Origin of the sequence: Vibrio sp. 10N.239.312.C11 (assembly GCF_041466065.1) — a bacterium.
Lineage (GTDB): Bacteria > Pseudomonadota > Gammaproteobacteria > Enterobacterales > Vibrionaceae > Vibrio > Vibrio tasmaniensis_A.
Genome location: NZ_JBFSRZ010000011.1, coordinates 85,203 through 110,162, shown reverse-complemented (window position 1 = coordinate 110,162; position 24,960 = coordinate 85,203). Strand labels below are relative to the sequence as shown.

Annotated in this window: 23 protein-coding genes and 1 tRNA gene; 6 read left to right on the top strand and 18 right to left on the bottom strand. The window is 40.8% G+C overall.

Annotation, left to right across the window (positions count from 1 at the left end; translation table 11 throughout):
* Nucleotides 1–400: 400 nt before the first annotated feature.
* Together AB6D07_RS07535 and AB6D07_RS07530 are read right to left on the bottom strand one after the other, a co-directional pair.
* The gene (locus AB6D07_RS07535; RefSeq protein ID WP_017097526.1) at nucleotides 401–1,654 is read right to left on the bottom strand and encodes an HD-GYP domain-containing protein; all 1,254 of its coding nucleotides are present in this window, start codon (nucleotides 1,652–1,654) and stop codon (nucleotides 401–403) included.
* A gap of 81 nt (nucleotides 1,655–1,735) precedes the next feature.
* The gene (locus tag AB6D07_RS07530; RefSeq protein ID WP_029223884.1) at nucleotides 1,736–2,143 is read right to left on the bottom strand and encodes a VOC family protein; all 408 of its coding nucleotides are present in this window, start codon (nucleotides 2,141–2,143) and stop codon (nucleotides 1,736–1,738) included.
* A 568-nt stretch (nucleotides 2,144–2,711) separates the two neighbouring features.
* Here AB6D07_RS07530 and AB6D07_RS07525 point away from each other — a divergent pair.
* On the top strand, nucleotides 2,712–4,409 hold the full coding sequence (locus tag AB6D07_RS07525; RefSeq protein WP_372091351.1) for an Eco57I restriction-modification methylase domain-containing protein: 1,698 nt from the start codon (nucleotides 2,712–2,714) through the stop codon (nucleotides 4,407–4,409).
* 54 nt (nucleotides 4,410–4,463) lie between these two features.
* Here the strand turns inward: AB6D07_RS07525 and AB6D07_RS07520 are convergent, their stop codons facing one another.
* Nucleotides 4,464–5,525: a hypothetical protein gene (locus AB6D07_RS07520; protein WP_372091350.1), complete on the bottom strand. Its 1,062-nt coding sequence runs from the start codon at nucleotides 5,523–5,525 to the stop codon at nucleotides 4,464–4,466.
* A gap of 596 nt (nucleotides 5,526–6,121) precedes the next feature.
* On the opposite strand from AB6D07_RS07520, the gene asnS reads away from it, so the two are divergent.
* Nucleotides 6,122–7,522 (top strand): asparagine--tRNA ligase, encoded by a 1,401-nt coding sequence (gene asnS, locus AB6D07_RS07515; protein ID WP_372091348.1) that lies wholly within the window; start codon nucleotides 6,122–6,124, stop codon nucleotides 7,520–7,522.
* 130 nt (nucleotides 7,523–7,652) lie between these two features.
* Here asnS and AB6D07_RS07510 read toward each other — a convergent pair whose 3' ends face one another.
* From AB6D07_RS07510 to AB6D07_RS07470, 9 genes are all read right to left on the bottom strand, one after another.
* Entirely contained in the window at nucleotides 7,653–7,817 is a 165-nt protein-coding gene (locus AB6D07_RS07510; protein WP_372091347.1) for a hypothetical protein, read from the bottom strand.
* Between the two features lie 59 nt (nucleotides 7,818–7,876).
* The gene (locus AB6D07_RS07505; protein WP_372091346.1) at nucleotides 7,877–8,281 is read right to left on the bottom strand and encodes a hypothetical protein; all 405 of its coding nucleotides are present in this window, start codon (nucleotides 8,279–8,281) and stop codon (nucleotides 7,877–7,879) included.
* 171 nt (nucleotides 8,282–8,452) lie between these two features.
* A complete protein-coding gene (locus AB6D07_RS07500) occupies nucleotides 8,453–11,158 on the bottom strand; it encodes a DNA polymerase (protein WP_372091345.1) in 2,706 nt (901 codons plus the stop codon).
* A 62-nt stretch (nucleotides 11,159–11,220) separates the two neighbouring features.
* Nucleotides 11,221–11,661, bottom strand: coding sequence for a hypothetical protein (locus tag AB6D07_RS07495; RefSeq protein ID WP_016790997.1), 441 nt, complete (start codon nucleotides 11,659–11,661; stop codon nucleotides 11,221–11,223).
* A gap of 104 nt (nucleotides 11,662–11,765) precedes the next feature.
* Nucleotides 11,766–11,948 carry an AlpA family transcriptional regulator gene (locus tag AB6D07_RS07490; RefSeq protein ID WP_016790998.1) on the bottom strand — a complete coding sequence of 61 codons (183 nt, stop codon included), beginning with the start codon at nucleotides 11,946–11,948 and terminating at the stop codon, nucleotides 11,766–11,768.
* A gap of 10 nt (nucleotides 11,949–11,958) precedes the next feature.
* Complete coding sequence (locus AB6D07_RS07485; protein WP_372091344.1) at nucleotides 11,959–13,116, bottom strand: tyrosine-type recombinase/integrase; 1,158 nt, start codon at nucleotides 13,114–13,116, stop codon at nucleotides 11,959–11,961.
* Nucleotides 13,117–13,454: 338 nt separating this feature from the next.
* Nucleotides 13,455–13,745, bottom strand: coding sequence for a hypothetical protein (locus tag AB6D07_RS07480; RefSeq protein ID WP_371702452.1), 291 nt, complete (start codon nucleotides 13,743–13,745; stop codon nucleotides 13,455–13,457).
* A 546-nt stretch (nucleotides 13,746–14,291) separates the two neighbouring features.
* Complete coding sequence (locus AB6D07_RS07475) at nucleotides 14,292–14,489, bottom strand: hypothetical protein (RefSeq protein WP_017084383.1); 198 nt, start codon at nucleotides 14,487–14,489, stop codon at nucleotides 14,292–14,294.
* 291 nt (nucleotides 14,490–14,780) lie between these two features.
* Nucleotides 14,781–15,047 (bottom strand): hypothetical protein, encoded by a 267-nt coding sequence (locus AB6D07_RS07470; RefSeq protein ID WP_372091342.1) that lies wholly within the window; start codon nucleotides 15,045–15,047, stop codon nucleotides 14,781–14,783.
* Nucleotides 15,048–15,314: 267 nt separating this feature from the next.
* Here AB6D07_RS07470 and AB6D07_RS07465 point away from each other — a divergent pair, with 267 nt between their 5' ends.
* Nucleotides 15,315–16,196 carry a WYL domain-containing protein gene (locus tag AB6D07_RS07465; RefSeq protein WP_326483257.1) on the top strand — a complete coding sequence of 294 codons (882 nt, stop codon included), beginning with the start codon at nucleotides 15,315–15,317 and terminating at the stop codon, nucleotides 16,194–16,196.
* Between the two features lie 752 nt (nucleotides 16,197–16,948).
* Entirely contained in the window at nucleotides 16,949–17,404 is a 456-nt protein-coding gene (locus tag AB6D07_RS07460) for a hypothetical protein (RefSeq protein WP_372091341.1), read from the top strand.
* Nucleotides 17,405–17,728: 324 nt separating this feature from the next.
* On the opposite strand, the gene AB6D07_RS07455 is transcribed toward AB6D07_RS07460, so the two are convergent.
* The 4 genes from AB6D07_RS07455 to AB6D07_RS07440 all read right to left on the bottom strand — a co-directional run bounded on the left by AB6D07_RS07455 (nucleotide 17,729) and on the right by AB6D07_RS07440 (nucleotide 20,591).
* Complete coding sequence (locus tag AB6D07_RS07455) at nucleotides 17,729–18,157, bottom strand: DUF2787 family protein (RefSeq protein ID WP_372091340.1); 429 nt, start codon at nucleotides 18,155–18,157, stop codon at nucleotides 17,729–17,731.
* Nucleotides 18,158–18,258: 101 nt separating this feature from the next.
* A complete protein-coding gene (locus AB6D07_RS07450) occupies nucleotides 18,259–18,759 on the bottom strand; it encodes a hypothetical protein (RefSeq protein WP_372091338.1) in 501 nt (166 codons plus the stop codon).
* 46 nt (nucleotides 18,760–18,805) lie between these two features.
* Complete coding sequence (locus AB6D07_RS07445; RefSeq protein WP_372091337.1) at nucleotides 18,806–19,192, bottom strand: hypothetical protein; 387 nt, start codon at nucleotides 19,190–19,192, stop codon at nucleotides 18,806–18,808.
* Nucleotides 19,193–19,349: 157 nt separating this feature from the next.
* Nucleotides 19,350–20,591: a tyrosine-type recombinase/integrase gene (locus AB6D07_RS07440; protein WP_372091336.1), complete on the bottom strand. Its 1,242-nt coding sequence runs from the start codon at nucleotides 20,589–20,591 to the stop codon at nucleotides 19,350–19,352.
* A gap of 422 nt (nucleotides 20,592–21,013) precedes the next feature.
* Between AB6D07_RS07440 and AB6D07_RS07435 the strand changes: the two genes are divergently transcribed.
* A complete protein-coding gene (locus tag AB6D07_RS07435; RefSeq protein ID WP_213967074.1) occupies nucleotides 21,014–22,597 on the top strand; it encodes a hypothetical protein in 1,584 nt (527 codons plus the stop codon).
* Between the two features lie 494 nt (nucleotides 22,598–23,091).
* Here the strand turns inward: AB6D07_RS07435 and AB6D07_RS07430 are convergent, their stop codons facing one another.
* Both AB6D07_RS07430 and AB6D07_RS07425 read right to left on the bottom strand, forming a co-directional pair.
* Nucleotides 23,092–23,658, bottom strand: a complete 567-nt coding sequence (locus AB6D07_RS07430) for a hypothetical protein (RefSeq protein WP_371715156.1) — start codon at nucleotides 23,656–23,658, stop codon at nucleotides 23,092–23,094.
* Between the two features lie 504 nt (nucleotides 23,659–24,162).
* A tRNA-Leu gene (locus AB6D07_RS07425) sits at nucleotides 24,163–24,247 on the bottom strand.
* A 195-nt stretch (nucleotides 24,248–24,442) separates the two neighbouring features.
* Here AB6D07_RS07425 and AB6D07_RS07420 point away from each other — a divergent pair.
* The gene (locus AB6D07_RS07420) at nucleotides 24,443–24,919 is read left to right on the top strand and encodes an RDD family protein (protein WP_017097527.1); all 477 of its coding nucleotides are present in this window, start codon (nucleotides 24,443–24,445) and stop codon (nucleotides 24,917–24,919) included.
* Nucleotides 24,920–24,960: the final 41 nt, after the last annotated feature.

Genomic DNA, 24,960 nt, shown 5'->3' with positions numbered 1-24,960 from the left:
TATTCATCAACGAGTGCCCACACAGATTGATAGGTTTAAATTGTTAAAGAGCTTCACTTGTTGAGCCTTCCTTTTAAGCAAGGAGCCTCTCGAAGTGGACGGCCATTCTAGCGTTTTAATTCTTAGTGTCAAACACTTATTGGGAATTAATTTCTACTTTTTAAAAGTAGGAGCGTTTAAACGCTTTAAGCTAGTTGCCTTACCAACATTCTTCGCTGAAGCCTTATGGCGTCTACCGTGTCAGTGAGGCGGCATTATAGAGATGCAGCTTTTATTGGCAAGCATTAAATGCGTTTTTTATTAAAAAAAGAGGTTAAGTGAAGACATTTCAACCAAGGGCTTATTTATACAACTTTCAACCCAAGTTTCGAACAAACTACCCACAACAACCTGTGGATAACTACTCGCCATTATCAAAAAAGTAAGATAAACGAGCCCTAGGGTTTAGATATTCTCTAACTTGCTCCGGTAACTTGCTTGGATTAACTGCATTGACAATTTTTATCTCTTTAGTAAATAGGTCAATGATCGGGGCTTGGGTTCTTGGAACGCTAGGATCATAGATCAGTACGTTCGGATAAAGCATATGTTTGGCATTAACCGAAATCACGATTCCAATTGATTCATTGGAAAGCTGCACGACAGTACCCGGCGGATAGACTCCCATAAACTTAACCAATAGACTCAAATTATCCTGACTATATAGATGTTTGCAGTTCTTATATAAGTGGGACAATGCCAAGTATGGGATCATTTGTTGAGATTGCGCTTTACCATGACAAAGATTATCGAATGCGTTAGCCACTGAAACTATTTTGGTAAGTTCATCTATCTCTTCTTCTTTTAAGCCTTCAGGATAACCAGAGCCATCATTCATTTCATGATGTTGAGCGATTACTTTTTTGGCACTTTCAGGAAAGTCATCAATTCCAGAGACAATATCAGCACCATATTTCGTATGAAGTTTTAGGTAATTCTCTTCCGGTGCTGTCAGCGTACTCTGCTTTCTAAGTATTGCAGCTGGTATTTTGATCTTTCCTACATCATGGAACAACGCAGCAAAAGAAAGCGCTTTCAATTGTTGAGTATTGTAGCCTTTAGCTTTACCTATCATTAACGCAACGACAGAGACATTTAATGTATGAAAGTAAATGTCTTCAAAGTCAGCTTTAGCATTCATAAGGTGTAAGGTAACGCTATCGTCACTTGCCAGTATTTCAACAATATCATCAACTAGACTTTTAACCTCTCCTACCGCATCTATAGGTCGGTTACGAATTTTTGTCATTACTGAACGCATTCGAGCAAGCGAGCGCTCGAACTCTTTCTCACAATGACTGACTCTACGACGGTAAGAGCTTAGGGTTTCGATACGTTCATGCTTATCTTTCCACATCCTTTCAGTTTCAAGGCTTATCTGGAGATCTGAATCGGCCCCTTTCTCTATCTTGTGATTAGAAGGTAAAGGTGCAGTATCGCTTTGACTTAGATTTATATAGACATGCTTAATCCCAAGATGCCGAATTATTTTCACTTGAGCGTCATCTTTTATTTTGAAGCTGTTGAATAAAAATGGGTGTTCATTCCATTTTAGGGGGAGTCGTATATGTAGGCCGGCCTGGATGCGATCTACAGTAATCTTTATGCTGCCCATATTTATATAATATTGATTAATAATCTATATTTATAATTCTAATAAAACCACGCGGGAATTTCACTATCCAATTTCACAGGTTCAACTTAAAGAATCACAATGCACCATCCAACGAATACCGAACTTATCTTCCACTTTACCAAATCTAGCGCCCCAAAACGTATCTGCGAGTGGCGTCATTATTCGCCCCCCTTGTTTAAGCTTCTCAAAAATTTTCTCTTGAGTTGCGGTATCCTCTGTAACCAAGGAAAGTGCCAGATTGTTCCCTTCAAGTTCTTTAGCTTTAACGCCATCAGACATCATGAGCTTCATACCAAATGCTTCGAACTCAGCGTGCATAACCCAACTAGGTTGTGCACCCTCTATTACCTGAGGAGCATCACTAAAGAGTTGCTTCGATAAAACAACACCACCAAAGCATTTATGATAAAAATCTAACGCTTCACTACAACGACCATCAAAAAACAAGTAAGGGGTTACTGTCAGCATATGTTTCTCCTCTATTAGTCCTTTAAACATAGACAATAGACGTGAGAATGACAGATAACATTCTGATTTAAGATAATTAATTTACTAAGGAATCGCATTACGAACGGAAACGGTAATATTTTGGAATGGCACAATAAGAACTGACTGATTGGACAGGCGTTCCTGCCGCTACTACGAAGGCAACGCTTTCTATTCTCCAGATATAACAAAGCCCCGACTTGAGTCGAGGCTTTGTTATTTAAATATGGTACCGGTAGGCGGACTTGAACCGCCACGCCCGAAGGCAACGGATTTTGAATCCCTTACATGACCTAGTAGCTAGTTGGAATTACTAGGAGCTAGTAAGATATAAAAGACCATAGGATGGGGGTTGTTGGATATGCATCAAATGCTTAGGTCACAGAATCAGCATAAGTAACATACCACCTCAACTTGGAACTCAAATCTTTTTATCGGTCCATGTAGGGTTAATTTCATTCCTCCGAAGCTATATCAATATCAAGTTACCTAGCACACACATTCTGGTAGTATCTTTTAATCCGATTTAAGTCACAGAGTAATTTGGTAAATGGTAGATACAACTATAGACAGATATGCACATGTAGAATGCCGAAAATCAGAAGGTGCACATTACACTCCAGGTTTCATGTCCGATTTCATGGCAGAGCAAATTTTGACACATTCTCACCCTATGAATTCTGTCAACATAGTTGATCCTGCTATCGGTGATGGAGAGTTACTTATTAGTTTGATCAATAAGTTGATAGACTCAGGCACTAATCATATAAACGCGTACGGTTTTGACACAAACGAACAGTCAATTAATATCACTAGAACACGATTAGAAAAACTATTCCCAAATGTTAACCTTCACTTAGAATCTAGAGATTTTCTAGAACTATGCCTAAAAAAAAGAGTAAATGATCCAAGCGTCGAGCACATTCCTCAATTTGATATGCTTATCGCAAACCCTCCTTACATTCGTACACAAGTACTTGGTGCTGATAAATCCCAGGATCTAAGCAAACAATTCGGACTAAAAGGAAAGCTTGATATCTACCAAGCATTCCTAGTCGGGATGAATGCTGTTTTACATAGAAACAGCGTCGCTAGTGTCATCGTATCAAATCGCTTCCTTACGACTAAAGGTACAGGTGAATTCCGAGATAAAATGTACTCACAATATCACTTCGAAGGAATGTGGGACTTTGGTGATACACGTATCTTTGAAGCAGCAGTACTACCAGCAGTAATGACACTAAGACCAACAACTAATAATGAAGTGAACTACTCAATACCATTTTCTTCTGTATATTTAACAGATAAAAAGCCTGAAAATGATGATGCTGTAACCCACCCCGTAAATGCACTTAATTTTTCAGGTATTGTTCGCTCTGCTTCTGGTAATAACTACATAGTTAAACATGGCCATATGATCTTTGATGATAAACCAAAAGATCTATGGAGACTTCAGGATGAAGATTCAGAGCGCTGGCTACAAGCAGTAGAAGCAAAAACTTGGTGCACATTTAGAGATGTTGGAAAGGTGCGAGTTGGCATCAAAACTACCGCTGACAAAATATTTATTAGAGATAATTGGTTAGACGATATCGGGTATGAACCAGAATTACTAAAACCACTAACTACCCATCATATCGGGGGACGTTTTAGAACTAACGGTAAAGAAAAAAAGTCCGTTTTATACACGCATACATCAGTAGCTGGAAAAAAGAAAGTAATCCCACTGGACGAAAACCCTTTATCAGAAAGATATTTAGAAGCTCATCGAGAGCAGCTTGCAGGCCGTAGTTATGTTACCAAAGCTAACCGAGCTTGGTATGAAATCTGGGTCCCACAAAACCCAGCACTCTGGGATGTGCCAAAAGTTGTATTTCGAGATATAACTGAAAAACCAATGTTTTGGATGGATGAAGGCACTGTAATAAATGGTGATTGCTATTGGATGATCATTGATAACCAAAATCTTCCTAAGAATATATTATGGTTAGTGCTTGCTGTAGCAAACTCAACATTTATAGAAACGTTTTACGACATTAAATTTCAAAATAAACTTTATTCAAATAAGCGACGATTTATAACGCAATATGTTGAAAAGTTTCCATTACCAGCCCCTGAAGACCCACGCTCAAAGCAACTGATTGAATTAAGTCAAGCTTGTGCTAACGAGAACGATGAACAAGTAAGACTAACAATTGAATCCCAAATCAATAACTTAGTCTGGGAAATATTTAACGTCCATCAATAACAGTAATATCTACGAGTCATCTATCTCACTAGTGAGATAGATGACTGCCTTAAACTAATTTACATTTAACTCGAAAAAGTTACGAGGCAACGGAATTTGCAGCTTCTTATTTAAACCTTTACCCTCAAACTTTCGAAAGCGAGTAAAAAAATCAGCCCCTGTTGTAAGAAATAGATTAGTAACAACAATTTTATTACCAATAATCTCAGCCTTGAACACAGCATATCTTACATCGCAATGCCTCACTGATTGCTCATTAATAGGTTCGATGTCTAAAACATTAGTGCTATCCGGACAGACTAAACCCAAATCAATCGTCGCTGAAGTTTGTAGCTTAACCTCTAAAAGCTGGTGTTTTACATCAGGAAATTGGCCATTATCACCAAAAGACCCATACCCTAACGATTCACAAACAAGCCTATGTAATTCATCCCCACGTATCCGCTCTTGCACAGCTCCAACATTATCAAATGACTGCCCTACAATATTTGAAAGCTTCACAAACAAAGCCTCAATAGAGTACAAGCTAGTAAACTCAGGAGTATCAATAGGACTGCAAAAACTGAGAGGTAAGTTCCGACTAGACACAAGTGAGCACATAGCATCAGTATCTGAAGAACTAATCAACTCATGAGTTCTTCTACCAACATCTAAGGTCGCTTGATATTTTTGTGTTAGCGTTCCAGTTGTATCTAACTTAGCTAAAGCTGCACCATTAACAACTTTAACATTCGTAATTTGATCAATTTCATCAAGTCGAAACAGTACATACCTCCTCTCTGAATCAAGTTCTTCGTTCCAAACTTGTAAGTTATTTGATTTTTGAACATAAAGATCAAATTTTTGCCCCAAAAAACGTGGGGTAGTTTTCGAATAACTTTTCGGAGGGAAGTATCCAAGACTTTGACAAACAAGATCTTTAGCTTTCTTTGAACGAGTCCTTAAAGGAAGCCCCTCAAATGAGTGACCTAAAACTTGATCAAGCAATAAAGCTTCTAACTCAGCCCCTGAATACCACAAGTCAGGATCATTCATTTCAATGTCATCATAAATACTCAACCCAGAGCGGTCGATATTTGATTTAATCTCATAGGCTCGACTTAACAAATTATCCATAAAACACCATTTTCAAACAAAAATTTAGTCAATATCACCTATGCACCAGATTAAATCAATAAGTATAAGCAATTAATAAATATGATTTTTATTATCCTTCAACTCCTATCAATTATCACTCTTCCCCCCTCCACACACCACCACATAAAAAACCATGAGCTTGGCCGAACTAAAAACTCACTACCATGCAGAATACGAGCAAACTGATTCAAAGCATTTAAGCCTTCAGACATAGGGTTTTACGACCCGCATTTATTCTTTACTAATCTGATTTGAGCATTCAAATAAATAACGGATTAGACGATACAACCCAAAACTCGAGGCACTGGCACTACCTCAAACAATTCTTGCGTAAAAACATATCTTTCGGTAACTAATACTTGTAGCATCGACGACTTGACTAACGAGATACAATATTTCTTTCGCCAAGAAAGAATAAAGGTTGAAGCTGTCCGTATGACAGGTAAGATGTTCAATCGATTTAAAAGTTTATACAACTCAATGTTTAGGCTAAATGTTGTGCAAAAGCCTATTTATTTGCATTAACGCCACTAACTTTGGGATGAATTTGTCCCTCAATGGAGAATGAAACCAACATGACTTACGCGCCTGTAACAGACGTACTTGGCGGCAAGCTAGCGGTAGACAGTGAAGTAACTGTTCGAGGCTGGATCCGTTCACGTCGTGATTCCAAAGCTGGAATCTCTTTCCTTGCCATTTATGACGGCTCTTGTTTCGACCCGATTCAGGCCGTGGTTCCTAATAATCTGAATAATTACGAAAACGAAGTATTAAAGCTAACGACTGGCTGCTCTGTTGAAGTAACGGGTAAGATTGTTGAGTCTCCTGCGAAAGGTCAAGACTTCGAACTAGCAGCAACTGACGTTAAAGTTGTAGGCTGGGTTGAAGACGCTGATACTTACCCAATGGCTAAGACACGTCACTCTATCGAATACCTTCGAGAAGTTGCTCACCTACGCCCACGTACAAACGTGATCGGCGCTGTAGCACGTGTACGTAACTGTCTATCTCAAGCGATTCACCGTTTCTATCACGATCAAGGTTTCTTCTGGACTTCGGCTCCACTTATCACAGCTTCTGATGCAGAAGGCGCAGGTGAAATGTTCCGAGTATCTACGCTAGACATGGACAACCTAGCTCGCACTGACGAAGGCAAAGTTGATTTCAACGAAGATTTCTTCGGTAAAGAGACATTCCTAACCGTGTCTGGCCAACTTAATGCTGAAGCTTACGCTTGTGCACTAAGCAAGGTTTATACGTTCGGTCCTACGTTCCGTGCTGAAAACTCAAACACAAGCCGCCACCTAGCTGAATTTTGGATGGTTGAGCCTGAAGTGGCGTTCGCAGACCTTGACGATGTAGCAAAGCTAGCTGAAAACATGCTTAAGTACGTTTTCGCTGCAGTTCTTGAAGAACGCCGCGACGACCTTGAGTTCTTCGCTTCTCGCATTGACAAAGAAACGATTACTCGCCTAGAGCAATTCGTTGACGCTGACTTCGCACAAGTTGACTACACTGACGCAATCCAAATCCTACTAGATTCTGGTAAGAAATTTGAGTTTGACGTTGAGTGGGGCATCGACATGTCTTCTGAGCATGAGCGTTACCTAGCTGAAGAGCACTTCAAAGCACCAGTTATCGTTAAGAACTACCCGAAAGACATCAAAGCTTTCTACATGCGCTTAAACGACGACGGTAAAACAGTTGCAGCAATGGACGTACTTGCACCAGGCATCGGTGAAATCATCGGTGGAGCACAACGTGAAGAACGTCTAGACATTCTAGACGAGCGTATGATTGCGATGGGTATCGACCCTGAGCACATGAGCTGGTACCGCGACCTACGTAAATACGGCACAGTGCCACACGCTGGTTTTGGTCTTGGTTTCGAGCGCCTAGTATCTTACGTAACAGGCATGGGCAACGTTCGTGACGTGATTCCATTCCCACGTACACCACGCTCTGCAAACTTCTAATTCGATACTTACTCGAATTTAAAGGTTAAGATTCGAGTCGGATGAGGCGTCACAACCTCACCCGGCTTACAAAACCGTGCGTACGAGCCTCGTTACCCACGAGCTGTTCATCCGCATCCAGTTTACCTTATCACCTAGCTTTTTCATTTAGCTCCAACATAGACTCAATCACCTCACGATAAACAACAGGCTTACCGAACGAGTTAACCCAACCTCGTTCTCGGTATCTAGGAGCCCATTCATTCAGAGTGACAAGCACCGAACCGTCAACACCCCAAACTTCGACACTATCCACACCACTATCTAACGCACTATCAGCACACTTAATCGCTGCATGAGCCAGCTCTAGGTACTTCAGCTTGGCAGTACACCAGTAGTCAGCGTAACGACCTCACACTTTCCATCAGAACCTGTAATGGTTGAATCGGCATTCTTACCACCGAAGTAGCAAGTTAGTACTAGCTTAGTTGCCTTAGCTGGTTTCACTTCTAAGCTGTCAGGGGTAATTACCAGTAATTGCATAGCAGTAGACTTCTTCTGATATGGGTTACGTTTTCCACGTTTAGGTTTGTTAAACTTTAATCGGCTATCACGTTCTTTAATCTTTTCAAGTAGATAAACCTCAGCTTCAGCATAAGTATTGAATTTACGATTATGACCACCCGGTTCATTGTCATAGATCTCTTTAGCTTCTTCAAAGTTAGTAACAACCGCAGCAAGCTTATTGTTCAATGCAGCATAATATTTAGTTTTAGACATAACGGGTCCTATATTTTTCAAGATCACCACGACGTTGTGGCATAGGAACTAGCTGGAAAGATTTGGAAAGAAATGAGGTTGTGTGATTGGTTATTGATGTATATCCCCAACGAACTAGATACACACACGCCATGAACCCTTGCTATACAAGGGCTCATGGCGTTTCATTATTTACGAAATATTTTCTAATTGACGCATAACTTCTTCATCGGAGGCATTAAACAACGGTACAGGGTCAAATTGAGGAAATTTACCCATCAGCAGCTTTGCTAGTTTCAACGTTGATGGAGTGAGGGGAACAGTACCTTCTACAAGCTTTGTACGACCAGCACCACGAACTAAGCTCGGCTTAATGTCATAACCTAGCTCTACAAGCCATTCAGACAGAGCTTTAGCGGTAATATCTTTCTTAGTGATACCAGATGCCTCATGACCATAAAATCGCACAAACAAGCGCGCCATTAACTCATCAGACTTTTCATCTTTCTTTAAACGAACTTCCCCCTTATCGTTAGCTTTATACATGCTCAAACGCTCCTGCCAATCGTACCAATCATCCATGGTCTTCAAACAACGACCACTCTTACGCCAAGCATCAAAGCGGATACGGGTATAACGCATCTCAAAAGCATTCTTAAACGGCTTAGTTTCAAAGCTAACTAATGGAACACCATCAACTTCGATAACTCGTGGGTTGATTGGTTCACGCTTCATATCAAATTCAAGGTTCAAACGTGATTGCTTCCGTTCCATCAGCATATCTTTACGTTCGGTACACATTGAACGGAGCGAAGTAAGGTGCGACGAATCAGTCATATGTTCAGGCGTTCGTTCTTTGTATAGATCCACCATGTACTGATTTTGATCCGTAACTTGTTTAGGCACCTGAACTCCACCTTTAGCAAGTACAGGTTCCCAACCCTCCATTGGAGCTACCGTATATTGAGCGCGTGTCTTCGCACAGATAAGTTGCTTAGCCTTATGCTTAACTTCCAATATCCCACCACCATTAGGCTCCATACGATGAAACAACTCACGAAAGCGCTGACAAATTGGTCCAGTTAAATCAAGGTCTTCAACACTTGTATTACCCAAAAATCCATCAGTCGTAATTGACAGAACCGTTTTATCATCTGGCACACTAGCTAACATTTCACTTAATAATGCGCGCGCCAAACCACATGTATACGACGCATAGAATGGGTTGGTCAATTTGGATGGAGGTTGAGGCTTACTGTATCCATCCTCCACTGAAAATGTTTGCTTTGGTTTTACGTTTTGGCTGAATTTACCGTACGTAGAATTTAACATCTCCTTAACAAGCTTTTCCTGAAATGAGCCTTTCTCATAGCTCTTTCGCTTTTCACGTCCCCACTTCATGTACTTCTCGAAGATCCGCACATCGTTTTTCCATGGAAATATGAAACCCTGCTTGATCTTAATTTTAGCGCCTTGGTTATAGGCGACTTCTAATTCATGTCCCGTACAGTGAGTCTCACCACGGAGTGGGAAAATTAGTGAGTCCTTATCACGAACAACAAGTGACGGATGGCGAGTAGAAGATGGAAACTCAAATTCAACCCAAGCCAGTGCCATTTTATCGCCAAAGAAATCTTCCACCTTGTTACTCATGTACATGTCTTCGTAAGAAATTTCGCGCAGACCATTCGTAATCGCTCCGTAGCACGAAGGAACGTCTAAATCTAGCCAAGTATCAACTGGTGTAACACCTGACCAGAACGCTTCATTACGACCACCGCTATAACATTCCGATGCGAACCACTCCATGGTCTTACGAGCTTGAGTAGGCTCTTCAATAGTGACTGTACGAACCTTGCCAGTTTCTTTCGACCATATTTCTCTCTTCTTCTCTTCAAAACCAAATAGCTTGCGATAACTTTTAGGGTCATCAAGCGAGTTAATGAATGTTTTGACCGCCATACCACCAATCGTATACGGCACTGACTTCAAACCTAGCTCTTTACAAAGGTCTGCTGTAGCCTTGAAATGGAGGGCTGATATCAAACTATCGGTCAGTCCATACGCTTCGAACCCAGCTTTATCACCAGCAAGGTATTCATCCATACATTCAATGCTGTATGGCTCTGGTATTTCCAGTTTAGGTACACCCACTATATTTCCGACAGCCGATAAAGACTGAGCGCTAGCTGGAGCAAGTAGCATTGTGTCAAAAAATGACATATGTAAGGTGTGATAGTTGCGGTTCTTATCTTTAATCTGAACAGGCTCTTTATCTATACGACGAGTCATGACCTTACTCAAATCCAACTCATACGCATCCCCCAAACTCGCTACAGTTTTTCGGATACCCTTAATATGTGTTTTTACTTGGTCAAAAGCCTGATTGAAGTTAAATAGGTCAGCTTTCATGAAATGAGCTGTCACAATGATATCGGTAGGCCAACGCTCAAGCACTCCATCTTCAATAGCCTTTTCAATAACACGCGCGAAGCAGTAATCCATCGATAAGCGACTAGATTTTTTAGCTGAGTCTGGATACAACACCAACTTAGATACTTTACCATTGTGTAAAGTGACAAATTGATAGCTTAAAACTCGGTTGTACTTGCCACACTTCGACAACACATACTCAGTATCGAATGAGATAATCGGACGGTCGAAGAAATTAGTGCGTGCCTTATAGCGCTTCTTCTTCTTCGAACTTTCATACTCATTAATGTTTTCAACGAGCGGTTTAGTCTCTACCGAAATACTACCAAGTGTTTCATCTACATGATCATCGTTACTCGCATTGCCCCAAGCTTCAACCAAACTTTCATCGACCTCGATACCATCAAATGATTCTTCTATTTCAACACCACTATCTTCAGCCCAGTAATTCATATTTTCTTCCATTTTATCCTCCTCTTAGATCAAAAAATGGCTCCAAAGAGCCATAGTGTTAAATCGAAATCAGATTACTGAGCCTTGTAAGCAGACCATTCAATAGCAGGGAACTTCTCACCTTCACCGACACTAACCAGAGCATCCAAAATCACTTCGGTCAATCCATCTAGATCAGAGAAAGTCTTAGCATCAAGAACACATAGAGGACGGTCATTCAAACCAACTATCACAAGATTGCTCGTCTTCGGCGATACGAATACATTTGAGATAACACGGGTATCAATGAATCCACCGTTATCTAACACCAATCCATACTTGTCATGCGGTTTAATTGCTTTCTTCACACGTTCAAACAATTCGGGCGCTTTCTCGCTTTGGTCAAAAGCTACCTTTTGGCATTTATCATCCAGTAGCAAAGTAAAGTCACCGTTATGAGTCAAACTCGTTGCAGTACTCGCATTTACTACAGAGTTACCGTTACGGATGAATAGTGGTTGAGTTGAAGTCGTCATAATAAAATCTCCATCGATTTATGTTTTATTTAAGTTTGTGTACCAATCAAGCCAATCTCGACTGGCAAAAGTAATAGCTGGAAAGAATTGGAAAATTTCGTGGTTTATGCCGTTTCCAATAAAGCTTTTTCCCATTTTTCAATTTCACTAACTAAAAACCGGACACTGCGGCCAATGCGCAATACCTTGGGTAAACTGTCAGGCTTTCGAGTCACATTCGTTCTCACCGTGGCAGGGTTAAGGCTGTATGCCTCTGCAAACTCTTCTACTGTTAATGCATTTTTCATCGTGTTCTCCTTAGCTGAATTTAAAATTAGGTAGCATTGCCTCAACAGTCTGCTGAGAGGCTTGCGCTAGATGGTTGTTTTGGTAGTAGGCGTAACGCTCAGTAACACTCACATTGGAATGACCAAGACTTTGCTGAACGAGTCGAATGTCGTTCGTTACATGCAACATTTGAGTCGCTTGAGTTCTACGAAGATCGTGGATAGTAAAAGGCGCTTCCAGACAACCATCTTGCTTCATGGCTTGTTGAATGCGTTCCATACAAGCTCGTGGGTATGCAATATGCTCACCTTGGTTCTTTAACGAGGGGAACACCCAATCATTAAAAGAAACCTTGAGGCACTTTCGGACAAGACGTTGTGCAGGCTCAGAAAAGTAAATTCGCTGCGATTTACCGGATTTAGTCATAGGTAATAAAGCAGATGATAAGTCATCAGCTAACATGGAACGCGTAAGGCTCATCACGTTACCAACACGCATACCTGTAAGCAGGCTAAGCATCAAAGCATAGGCATGAATGAAGTTAGGTTCAGCGCAAGCATGACGACAAAAGCTTTCCATCTCTTTAGAGGACAACACTCGGTCTTTCTGGTTATTCTCCACCAGCTTTTTTATACCCTTTACAGGGCTCTTATCAATGATGTCGTGCTCGACCGCCATAGAGAAAAGCTTGGACACAAAGGCGTGATAACGATTTAAGGTTGAATTCGACAATCCCGTTAAAGAGTTAAGAAACCTCTCCACATCACGACGAGTCACATCAGCGATACGCTTGTTACCCAAGACAGCCATTACGCGCTTAGAGCGAGATACAAACGTTTTATGATCACGGTGGTGACGTCGACTGAAAGGCACAAGTACTTCATCAAAAAACTGCTGAACAGTCAGGCGCGATCCCTTGCGGTAAGCACCAGACTGAACATCAGCAATAAACTGGTAAGCCAACTTCTCAAGGTCAGCAAACTTCATTTCAGGGTAAGTACCAAATGACTCGTAGTAACGTTGCCCTTTCCAACCAAAGCGAACGATCCAGCGCTTACTCGAAGCTGTTACCAATAAACGTAAGCGAGAGTTCTTAGCCCATCGATACTCAACACCTTGATCCCCCTTAGCAGGACGAGGCAAGGTGTTGAGTACCTTTTGGGTCATTTCTATAGATGTACTGCTCATCTAATCCATCCAAATATCAGCTTTCTATCGCTTCTTTTACAGACAACGATAAGTTAATAGTCAAAGCAATTAATTAGATTGAATTAGGGATACCTACATCACTTCCATTAACAGGAAGAAAGGCATAGAACTCCCTAACCAAATTGCTTTATCGGTTATCGGATATGTAATGACTGGAAATAAAGGGATGCCCTATAGGGACTGATGCTCAGGGATGAGACTGATGTAGAAAAAGACTGGTATGTAATAGTGCGCACGTAGGCCACGGTCTGCTAAACCAATATTAAAGCGATGTGTATCCTCAACTAGAACTTTAAACCTAACTGTTCATCAACAGCTTATTTATTTACATGCTTAAAAGCTTGCTCAACAACTTCTAACACACGTTTGTAGCCCCACTGTGTACACTTCTTACCATGTTTGTCATAGGTACTATTCAAGCGGTGTTCAATGCTATTTTTCAAGTATTCACGATCGCCCAAATCATACTCAGCAGCATCAATTACCTCTGCTGTTATGTTGGTAAAGTAGCTAGCATTACCCGTAAGACGCTTTGGGGTTGTCGCCAAGGTAAAAGCTTTTACGTCAGCTTGTAGATTCATCAGATTAGTATCATTTTGAATATTCATGTTAAGTATCCCTATTGCTATTTAAAGACAGTTTTCATCAAGAAAACTCGTTACTACACTCGGTAGATGCAAATCATAATACGTACTACCAACTCCTTATCAAGCCTTATTTTTCAACACAAAAACCACACTCAACTCACTGTAAATGTGATAAAAAAAGAGCATTTATAGCCAACATTTTCTTCACAAAGTTTTACGCCTTGAAGAAGCCACAAAATCCCTAGATTCATTTTTTTGTTTAACATGAACCATGATTTCACAACTATCCACATATAACAAAATTGAATATAAAGACAAATTATCACTCAAAATAAATCTAAAACCTTCTTGCAATCTGAACAAAGAAACCTCGAATAGCTCCTCATTTTTTGTTTCTTTAGAATAAATAAAACTTGATGATAATCATCGTGTGATTAGTGATTTATGATCATCCCCAACAGACTAATGACACACTAAGCTGCACCCCTTAAAGCACAAAGGGAAATCACTTTCCATTGGTTACGATCAAAAAAAAGTAGAGGAGAAACCACCTCTACTTTTTTTTCATTAGAGAACGTCTAGCTCATCCAGAACACCACCAATGACAGCACCAGTGACAAACCCCACAGCTCCCGCAAGAACGATAAATTGAGGGCAAACACGAGATGCAGCAATAGAACTATACTGTGCCCCTTTTAATCCCATTGAAACGCTAGGCTTAAACCAACGCTGCTGAGAGTTAGAATGAAAATGTGTTTTCGCCATAATGTTTTTCCTTTCCTCTAGAAATCGAAAAGGGCGATACCTCTCGATATCGCCCTTGGATAATTACGATTACTACCTAATGAGAGTGACCGCACACCTGACAGCTACCATCATCATATGCACGCTCACCACATGCAGGACAGGTTGTAACTAATGTTGTTATTGATTTAATCGCCATGTAAAGGCTCCTTCTTTTTGGTTGATTGAGTGTTGCGGAGCTCATTGATACCTCAGCCTAGAGAGTTCCAATTTCGAAACTGAGATATCGAGAGCCAAGCTCCGCAACAAAACTTATTGTGCTTTACCTTTCGGGGTATCTGAGCCGCATTGAGTCACATCAGTAACATGACCATTCATTGTTCCGCAGACATCGGCTTTCCACTGCACAATGACACCGTAAGACGATGTGTTCTGAATTCCTGCTTTACCATTCCATTGTGGCTCTAGTAGCTCTTTCATTTTCGAGATATCGCCCGGATTACCACCGAACGTGCCACCTGCAAATACTGAAGATGCGAATAGCGAAGTTAGACCTAGCAGGACAATTGATTTTTTCATTTTTGTTTTCCTTAAATACGCAATGACGCCGCTTATAAGAGACGGCGTTAACGTGATTGATGATCAGTTTAAAGAGGGTGAACGACAGGGTGTGTCGCTCAGATGTAGAAATATTGAAATGATTGATGAATGCCTTGTAAGACATACCTTGAGGTAACTAATGAAAGCTATAGCAATATCAGTAACCTTATGAAAATCCGCTAGAAATAATCAGGTTCTTTCTCAGTGCGACACCACCTGACGAGCGACCTATCTACAATGCGTAGAATGAAAGAGCATGACAAACTAGCGAAACGACTTGGCATCATCCTGACCCGTTTAAATACAGGTGAGAAATTGCATCTAGAAGATTTAAGTCGTGAATTTGGAGTTGCAAGAAGGACGTTAAATCGTGACTTCAATGAACGGTTAAACTACTTACCGATACAACGTGACGGTGCTTGTTACTCGTTAGACCCTAAGTTTTTAGGCAGACAGACCAATAATGAGCTATCTCTCCTGCTGTTAAACATGGGGTTCGATACTTTGTTTTCGGGTAAGCACTATCTAAGCAATGGCGTATTGAACAACAAAACCACCCCACCCTTTCTCTTCAAGAACCCACAAGTCGAGGACATTAGTGAATGTGCTTCGGTGTTCGAGAAGCTTATCGAATCGATACAACGACGAAACGTGATTAGCTTTAGCCATGAAGGGAAAACCTACGACGAGTTCCACAGCTACAAACTGTTGAATGAACGTGGATGGTGGTTCATTGTCGGAACACACAGAAACCGCCTAGAGTCTCTCAGAGTGGCGAAGATTCGTGAATTAGTGCGTTACGAGGATAAATACTCTCCTAACCCTAGCATTGAACAGAAGCTGACTGGTTGTGGATATGAAGATGAACTATTCAATCCCGTTGAAGTTCTTATACAGATGAGCGCTAAAGGCGTAGAAGCTTTCTTAAATGAAGGTAATGCAGATGACTTCCGAGTATTGAAAGAGCTAGATTCCGGTGATGTGTTAATTAGTCACCAAACCAAGAACATACCAGAGTTACTACGCCAACTTAAAACGTGGCTACCACATGCAGAGGTGCTCTCACCTGACTGGATACGTTACTTGTTGAAGCAAGAGCTCCAAGCGTATCTGGATTCAACCAAGTAGAAGGCACTGAGCGAATTGAAGTACGTCGTTGGGTTTGTTGATGCTTTGTTGAAATGAAATGCAACCACCAAGACATAATGTCGTTTCGGTTCTCTGTTGTAGTCGCCCCGTGTCATAAAGAAACCACTATGCAGAGGTTTGTAAGCTTTGGATGCTAGATATAGGAACTGGGGTATTTTACGAAACTTCGAACCGATACCAGTTAAGGGAAGACTCAAAACGATGCTGTTTTTCGGTGAACGGTGACTAACTAATAAATAACTGCGCTTTGAGCAGGTTATTATATAGGGGAATTACTATGAGAACTGATGCTAGAACTCTGCTTAAAACCACTGAATCCAGTCCATATCTGTTTATCGTCGATATCACCAATGTCGCTGTGGTGGTTACCATGAGCCAGATAACTTGGTTGTTTTAGCGAGAGTGGTTTTAATGGATTAAACTTGTCATTGAGCTTATAAATTGCAAGTTTCCATTCCAATCAATGCTTATCTCGATGTCGTGGTAAAACGCCCGTTCTGACCTTGTTTCTCATATCAAAAGTGAAAAAATGGCCAAGTTGTCATACCTAGATGTAAATATTCACTCCTATTACTTCGACATAGCAATAGGAAACTATCTGACAATAAGACTCAAAAGAACATTGCCATGCAGTAATAAATATCTACAAAACAAATTATAACCCTTGAAAATCAGTAGATTAGCACCCATTACAATAGCTTACTAAATTAATAAGTTAGGAAATGACAATAATGACTCAATTCAACAAAGAAGATTGGCTATTAAATGGTTGTACTAGTGAAAAGCTAGCTAAATGCAACGCAGCAGCACATGCTCATGAGGCAATTATGGGAATGTGTACAATGTCAGTCGACGCTGACCACTATACGATTGAAGCTGGAGCTGAGTTCCTATCGAATGTTGAGGGTCAGGAAGTTCTACACTTGGAGTTCAAAGCGTATAGTGATTTTGAAGACTCTCGCTCTATCGCCCTGATTTATGAGAAAGAAGATCTTGTAATGTACTGCTCAGAGTTTTCATTTGGTGATGATGAAGAAGCTTACTTCGAACCTGTACAACCTATGACAATTCAAGGTTTTTTCAAGTACTTGAACTCACTACCAAACATTAAGAGTTACGCTCTTCCATCAAGCCTTGACAGTAAAGAGCAACAAGCTCAACAAGCCCTGATTGAACTAGCAGGCTAAACCTAAACACTCACTCCCATTGCTTTCAGATAGCAATGGGAGTCTTTAATGACAAAACACCAGTTTAAGTTAACCAAACTCGTTAAAATCGAGTCTCCCTTCTTTGGTGTTTCCACCGTCCATTGCAGTCCTGCAACTTAATCCTCTCTGAATCCCAACGGCAACGTTTAAGTAATCCGTTGTAGAACGTTACCCAAATGAAAAAGGCTTCCCATCACACCATGAGTTACATGGAGCAATAGGAAGCCTTAGTGTCACTAGGAAGTGAGAGGCGGATTTTATGGTGCATACATGGTGCTTTCAACTTGATTCGTTAGTGATGGGCTAATCCACCGTGACTTTTATCTCATCAAAGCAGTCCATTCCGATGTAGCCTAGAAAGTTGGTTTCCCACATCGAATAGAACTCAGCGACACTGGATTCAGTAATGGGAACCTCGCCCATGTATCGGATGTAAGCCACACCATGACCAAAATCAAAGTCGATTTCTTTCTCAAGTTCAGGCATCAATCCACAGTAGCTAAAATCAGTGATGTAATCGAAAACCCATTGGTCACCAAGCCTACTAATATAAATCTCAATAGGGTGATATCCACCGTTCTCAGAGCTATAGCTTGTATCTCGGAAGTTAATCACGACCGATTGGATCATGGGTGTCCATTTACCTGATTCGTTGATCACTCGGTTTAAAGTATCCTGAAGATCGACACTTACTGGCAGCAGTAAGCGCTCAACGTCAAAAGTTAAGTTCATAATAAATTCTCTTTTAATTTGTTAGGGATGCACTCGTGTGTAGTGCGCGGTATGAAAATTGGGAAGAGGTTTAGTCAGTAAGGATTGATGTGCTTTTAGGGTTATTTAGCTTCGGTTTCACCCTCTACGAACGACAGGAGTTCGTCTCGACGCTGCTTGTAGTCCTCTGAGAGTACGTGGAGGAAGACTGATTTCTCTGACGGCAGGATAAGCAATAACCCACGCAGTGCCGCTGCCATAAATCCAGCATTATTAGCAGACCCACCTTTGAACACAGATTTAAGTACAGTGCTTTTAAACGGCTTGTCGTCTTGCTCATTTAACACAGCTACAATATCTTCAAAGGCTACCCACTCTTTACTATGAAGACCGCCACCTTCATTACCCGAAAGCCTAAGGAATAGAGTATTTAGATCATCATGTACCGAAAGCTCATAGAACACATGATTCTGAGTTTTCGGTGATAACTTTTTCGCTTTACCATCAAGCACGACATTAGTGAAATGGTCTACTGGATTGTCGTCAGTAACCGTGACTTGTTCATTACCCTCTAATACTTCAGGTTGAACGACTTCTTCTTTTTGATTGGCTTTACGTGCCATGAGACACCTCCATTACTATTAGTGACTATTAAGACTAAATTCGAGATTAAGATTCAGCTTGTTTAGCAAGCTTGAGGACTGGGAACGTTGGACTGTTCATTGGAGCGCAGCAATACACCCCACTACCAGCCGTAGTAACAATGGCAACAGCAAGTAGCCAAGGGCATTCATCGTCGTTTAGTAACAAGACCCATTCAGGGTAGTTACTTAAAAATCGCAAGTAGTACTGATCTTCTTCAGATTCTTTACTCAAGGTTTCATCGGTATCATCAGCTTCAATCAAATACAAAGTAGTGCCAACCTCATCCCAGAACGCTTTCGTGCTTTCTTCATTACCGAATGGCTCTATCAAGTGTTCTAGCAACTTTGCTTTCACTGCATCAGACATTGGTAGTGATTGAATGTCTTCAAACTTGTTTACTGTTTTCATCATGAATTTCCTAATAACTAACGAAAACCATCTTTCCACTCTCTATCGAGACGTGTCAGATGATTTTCCTTCTAATAATGAAAAAGCCCCTGTTTAGCTCATCGCTAAACAGGGGCTTTTCAAATGTCATTTCTAAATTAATTGGGTAAACCTAACTTCTTCATTCCCAACGTATCTCTGGCTTCGCAGTCACCATATCCGACAAACGAGAACCAATTTCTCGCCGACGCCCTACAGTCAATTTCGAGTAGCGTCTTGTGGATGAAAGGTCAGCGTGATTCAACTGCTTGGCTATGTCGTGTAACGAGACTCCTTGACTAGCTAATAAACTCCCAACCGTATGACGAGCACTGTGTAGGGTCAGATTCGCTTTATCTCCGGGTATGTCGGGCAGTCCCATCTTAGCTTTGATAGCCTTGAAAGCATGTCTAGGTTGCCCTACGGGTTTACCCCTTTTACGTCCAGGAAAGAGATAAGGGTTATTCGCCACATGAGGCACCGACCTCAAAATATCAAGCATGTAATCACTCAAGTAAATAACATGGCTACTACCGTTTTTCGTATGCGGAATAGTGAGAGTTTTTTCCTCCCATGAGATGTCACTTCGCAAGCGGAGTCGAAGCTCCTTATCGCGTAACCCAGTCAAAAACAGAATAATTAGATATGCCCCAATACTTTTATCTTCATGATTGAGAGCGTGACCTATGAATTCCTTTAACTGAGCCTCGGTAAAGTAACCAGTGCGGACGTTGTCTTCTTTCAACAAGCTGACCTTATCAGCAACCAACGGCGCGTCCATCAACTTGTAAGCCTGACGGTTCACCGTTTTCAACAGCGCTAATACACGATTAATCGTAGCTACAGCATAAGGTTTCCCTGTTGTCTCGCTTATAGCTCCCTGCATTTCCATTTGGATCTTAACGATATGTGCCGCCGATAATTCATTAATGGGAACATGAAATATCGACTTAGCATGACGGAACCTCGCTTGATCATCTTTCCAACTTCGTTTTTGCTTAGCCAGTGGTAAATAGACTTCATTAAAGAACCGTTCAAGGGTCATAGAAGAATCAGTTTTTTCAGTATCACGCTCGATCTTCGGATCAATACCCTCAAGAATTTGCTGCCGATATTCTTTCGCTTTCTTGCGCAAGGTGATTAGGTCAGTGTCATTGAGCCGCCCTAGACCGATCGACGCCTTACGACCAGTTACAGGGCTAGTAAACCTAAATATGAACCTGACAGATCCCTTTCCTTTGCCCACCAGACATCTAACGCCCACGGGCAAGCCGCTATCTTTCATAGCAGATAGATTAACTTCGTAATCGGTGGATTTAGCGTTGGCAGGATTGGGCTTGAGATTGTTGAGGAAAGTGGTGGTGAGTCGTTGTGATTTGCTCATTCAAACCTCCATTAACTAGATATTCAATTAGTTAATATGTGTTTGAATAGTTGTTTGTTACAGCGACGCGATATGGTTAGAGAAACCACAAAAGTTACCCAAAACTTCCGCAAAATCAAATCAAAGACAAGCAATAAAAGTAAATCATAAAGACTTACTTATGTGAAGTTTACGCAGACATACACTTAAACACCAAAACTCGCCTCTCATGTAAAAAATCTCTCAAAAGTAACGAATAGCAAGGTATACCTCTATCCAAAACACCTTCAAAACACCAAAAATTTCTCTACCAATTCCTCACAAAGAAAAAATAAAACTTAAAATTCAACCATTTAAAAATTAACACTTACGTAAATTTTCCTTTCCATCAACCCTAACATGCACTTATAGTCACTTCAAACTTAACCCAAACAGAGGTACCTATGTCAGAATCAATAACCCACAATCAAAAGCTTGATAAGGACTGCGCAAAAAGCATTGTCGAGCAACTTGAATCGTTAAATATAGCCCCATCAGAAATCGCTCGCAGATGTGGCGTAAAACAGTCCAGAATCAACGGATGGAAAGACGGTCAGAAAGCTAGCAATGAATACCTTCAAAAACTAAGAGCATTGTTAAACCTCCGCTTACCGAACCATAAAGCAGAAACATTCCAAGTTTCAAAATGCGTCCGTTTAGCTTTATCTAAAGAAGACCTAGACCTATTTCTGGTAAAGCAAATGAAAGCCTTTATAGGAGAGCTCAAGTCACTTCCTTTCGAATTGCGTGAGAAGTTCGATAGTGCTGATTCATTAGAGTCATTAAATGAGGTTATCGCGGCTCAGTATCACTTGTATGTATGCCAAGAGGTTGACTCAAACCTAAAGAGAACTATGAACCCATTTTATGACAACCCTAACGTAAGAAACCCAGAGCATTACATCAATCTAACATTTACAAACCGAAAACCGCTACGCGTACTGCCATCAAGCGACCAAGGCACTATGCAATCTACACTAGGAAAATTAAAAAAAGCGATCCAAGAAACCGAAGGACAAATAGATCAGAAGAGCCAAAGTGAGCTTAAAAATAAAGAGTATTTTAAAAGTACTATCGAATACGCAATTTCAACTAACTTAAAGAGAAACTTAAGATTCGACCACGACCAAAATGAAAGTTATGAAAACGTGAAAAGAGAACTTCTCAGTAGTGTAGAAAAAGCCATACAAGACTTTAGCTACACTAGCTCGTACTTTTCTCATCCACTTGCAGAATTAGTTCGTAGTATGGAATCAGTTGCAAAATTAATAGGTCATAGTGAACTTGGTGATAAATATGATGTGCTCTTTCAAGAGGAACAACCACGTTATTACCCGGAATCTATTGAAAAACCGGACGGTTTCATCGAATTCGACGATATCGAATTCGCAATTGATTCCGCTAAAAAACTTCAAAGCACCTTTGAAAAATTTATAGAGGAACAGCAAGCTCGCTACTCAGAACTCTTTAACTTTAAGGAGAAAGAACTAGGACTATGTTCCAAGCTAGATAGCGATAAAGTATTCCACCAAAAAGCTTGTGAAGCTCTCACATCAGGTAAAGAGCTTGAGGTTCTAGATCCTCGCCTGAATGACCTATCTGTTATTGCCGATAGCATTTTGAAATCAGGCCAGCTAAAAATTGCTTTGGACGGAAATAAACATGAGTTAGAACTATTAAACGGACTCAAAGACATGTTGACTGTACAAGCACCCGAACCAGTCATTCATACAGTTCAAATTGGTGGTAAATTGGCTTTCTCTACAGAAGGAGAAAACCAAGGGAAGACTTTAATATATTCTTTAGACAACAATGACCTAATTCTTCTTCAAGAAGCTAGCATCTGCGACCAAAAAATCTTAACAATACAGCCAAAACTAGCAGCAGAAGAACTACTAGATCATATCGATATCAGTCTCAGAGAGTCAGTTAAGCAATCACTGCTAGAACGCGGCTACATGTTTAGTGATGTCGAGGTTTTGGGGTAACTGACACGAAAAAACCTCTTATAGAAAAAGAGGTTTTCTAAGGGCTTAGTGTCTGATTTTCGTCAGCAGAACCACCAACATATTAATAATAACCAGTACAACAGCGGCCTACGGCAAGCTGTTGTACTGGTTATTATATATTTAATATCAATATCCTATCCGAAGCCTAGCTCTCAATTCATCCCACCACATTCACGCAATCAACTATCCACCGATACCACCACCTCAATTAAAGTCCATATCTCACATAGCAACCGTATCAGTAATATAGATTGATTCCCCCTGCAACAACTGAGTCAGTTATCTCACCCACTTCCCCACAGAAACACCCCTGACAATCTCTCAGTGAGCTTACAGCAGTGATATTCACCCATTTAAAGTTAGTAATAACGATACTGAATCATCGCATTAGAATCGTTTCTGGTGGCTGTAGTGAAATTCGTTGATAGGTTTCTAAAGAGAATATCGAGACATTTACATGTAAAAATACATGGCTAACAAGATACCCACTTTTTCTTCGACTGAGGGGAACGCTTGATCTGTTTGTTTTTCGATAGTTCAGTAATTGCTTTGCTAAAATCCGATTGCGACAACCCTACTTTCTTCTGGAAATTAGGGTTGAGAGATTGAGGGGAAGTCAGTGCATTAAGCACTCTTTCTTCAGGTGTGAGTTTCTTTGGCTTTTTAGGCTTAGATTCAATGAGAGATACAACGGTCTGCTCCCTCGTTCGAATACTCTGACAGCTAGCTCCAAGCACATCACACTGAAACTCAAAAGCTGTTATCAAGCTCTCATCGTTACTATATAGCTCAAAATGTGTTGAACCTAGTTGCTTCTTATCCAGAGCCAGTAGCACTCTCGATAGGTAAGCAATAATGTAGAAGTCGGCTTGATTCGGTCCTGTAGGGTAATCACCCAAGAAGTGGTATAACGATTTTTGGCAAACCAACTTAACAGCATCTGATTTCGAAAATACAAATACCTTATCGACAATCGCAGCGTTGATCTTCTCAAGCTCCTTTAAACCTACATTTTCCGCATCAACAAATATCGCTTTCATTCAAATCAATTCCATTCACTTAAAGCCAGTTAAATATAATGCATATCATTACGACAAATGCAACTGCGCACTTATTTCGTGTGATTGATTACTAATGTATATCCCCAGCGCGCTAGTCACACACAACCCAACAACACCCATGATAAAAGGCTTAACAACAAACCCATTAAAACGATCTTTTCGCAACCAAAAACCATATTAAAAATTCATAGCACCGTAAAGTCACCATGGTCGTACCATGGTTCTCAGACTCTAGAGCCTTTGGTAATACTGGCTTTCAAGATTACAAGATTTAGCAGTTGCTGGATTTACTAGGATTCCCTTGAGCACAGAATCGACATGTGATGAACCATAGATGCACCATGGAAGAAAATTCAAGGCTGATAAAGTGAGTCTATTGAGGGAAAAAAGTGTAGATAACAGAAAAGGAAAACTGAGCTAAGCTTTTGATTAGCCTAGATACAACAAAGCCCCGACTTTCGTCGAGGCTTTGTCATTTAAATATGGTACCGGTAGGCGGACTTGAACCGCCACGCCCGAAGGCAACGGATTTTGAATCCGTCGTGTATACCAATTTCACCATACCGGCATTATCTTGGGGCATTGCCCTGTCGATGTTTGGCATTATACGTATGCGAACTGATGTGGCAAGTATAAAAACTTGAATTCATGTGTGTTTGCCGATAATTTCGCCACTAAGTCATAAGCTGTGCGTCATGTCTCTTTTCAGGCCAAGCCTTAAACTATATTCTGACGCCTCAATTTTTAAAGAAGTAATAACACCATGACATCAACAAACACTCTGCCACCAGCTGGGGTAATGCGCCGATTTGGTGCCTTGTTCTATGACGCTCTTATCGTAATCGCTATTGAAATGATGGCTGCCGGCATCATTGTTGCTCTACTGCACGCGCTCATGGCTCTTGGTATTTTTAACCATAGCGGCTATGCCGATGTCAGTGACTTCTTGACTAATCATCCGATTTGGAGCCCTGCGTATACTTTTTACTTAGTCGTCGTTTGGGTTTACTTCTTTGTCTTCTTCTGGACCAGAGCAGGTCAAACTCTGGGGATGAGAGCTTGGAAGCTACGAGTTCAAAACAAAGATGGCTCTGCGATCACAATAACTCAAGCGCTAATACGTTTAGGTACATCGGGGTTTGGACTTGCAAACTTATGTGTTCCATTCGATCCTCAGAAACGTGGCTTTCACGATATCTGGGCAAAGACCGAAGTCGTTGTGTTGCCAAAAGCACAATAACGCTATTAAGCGAACTTAAAGCAAGATCAAAAAAGGAAGGC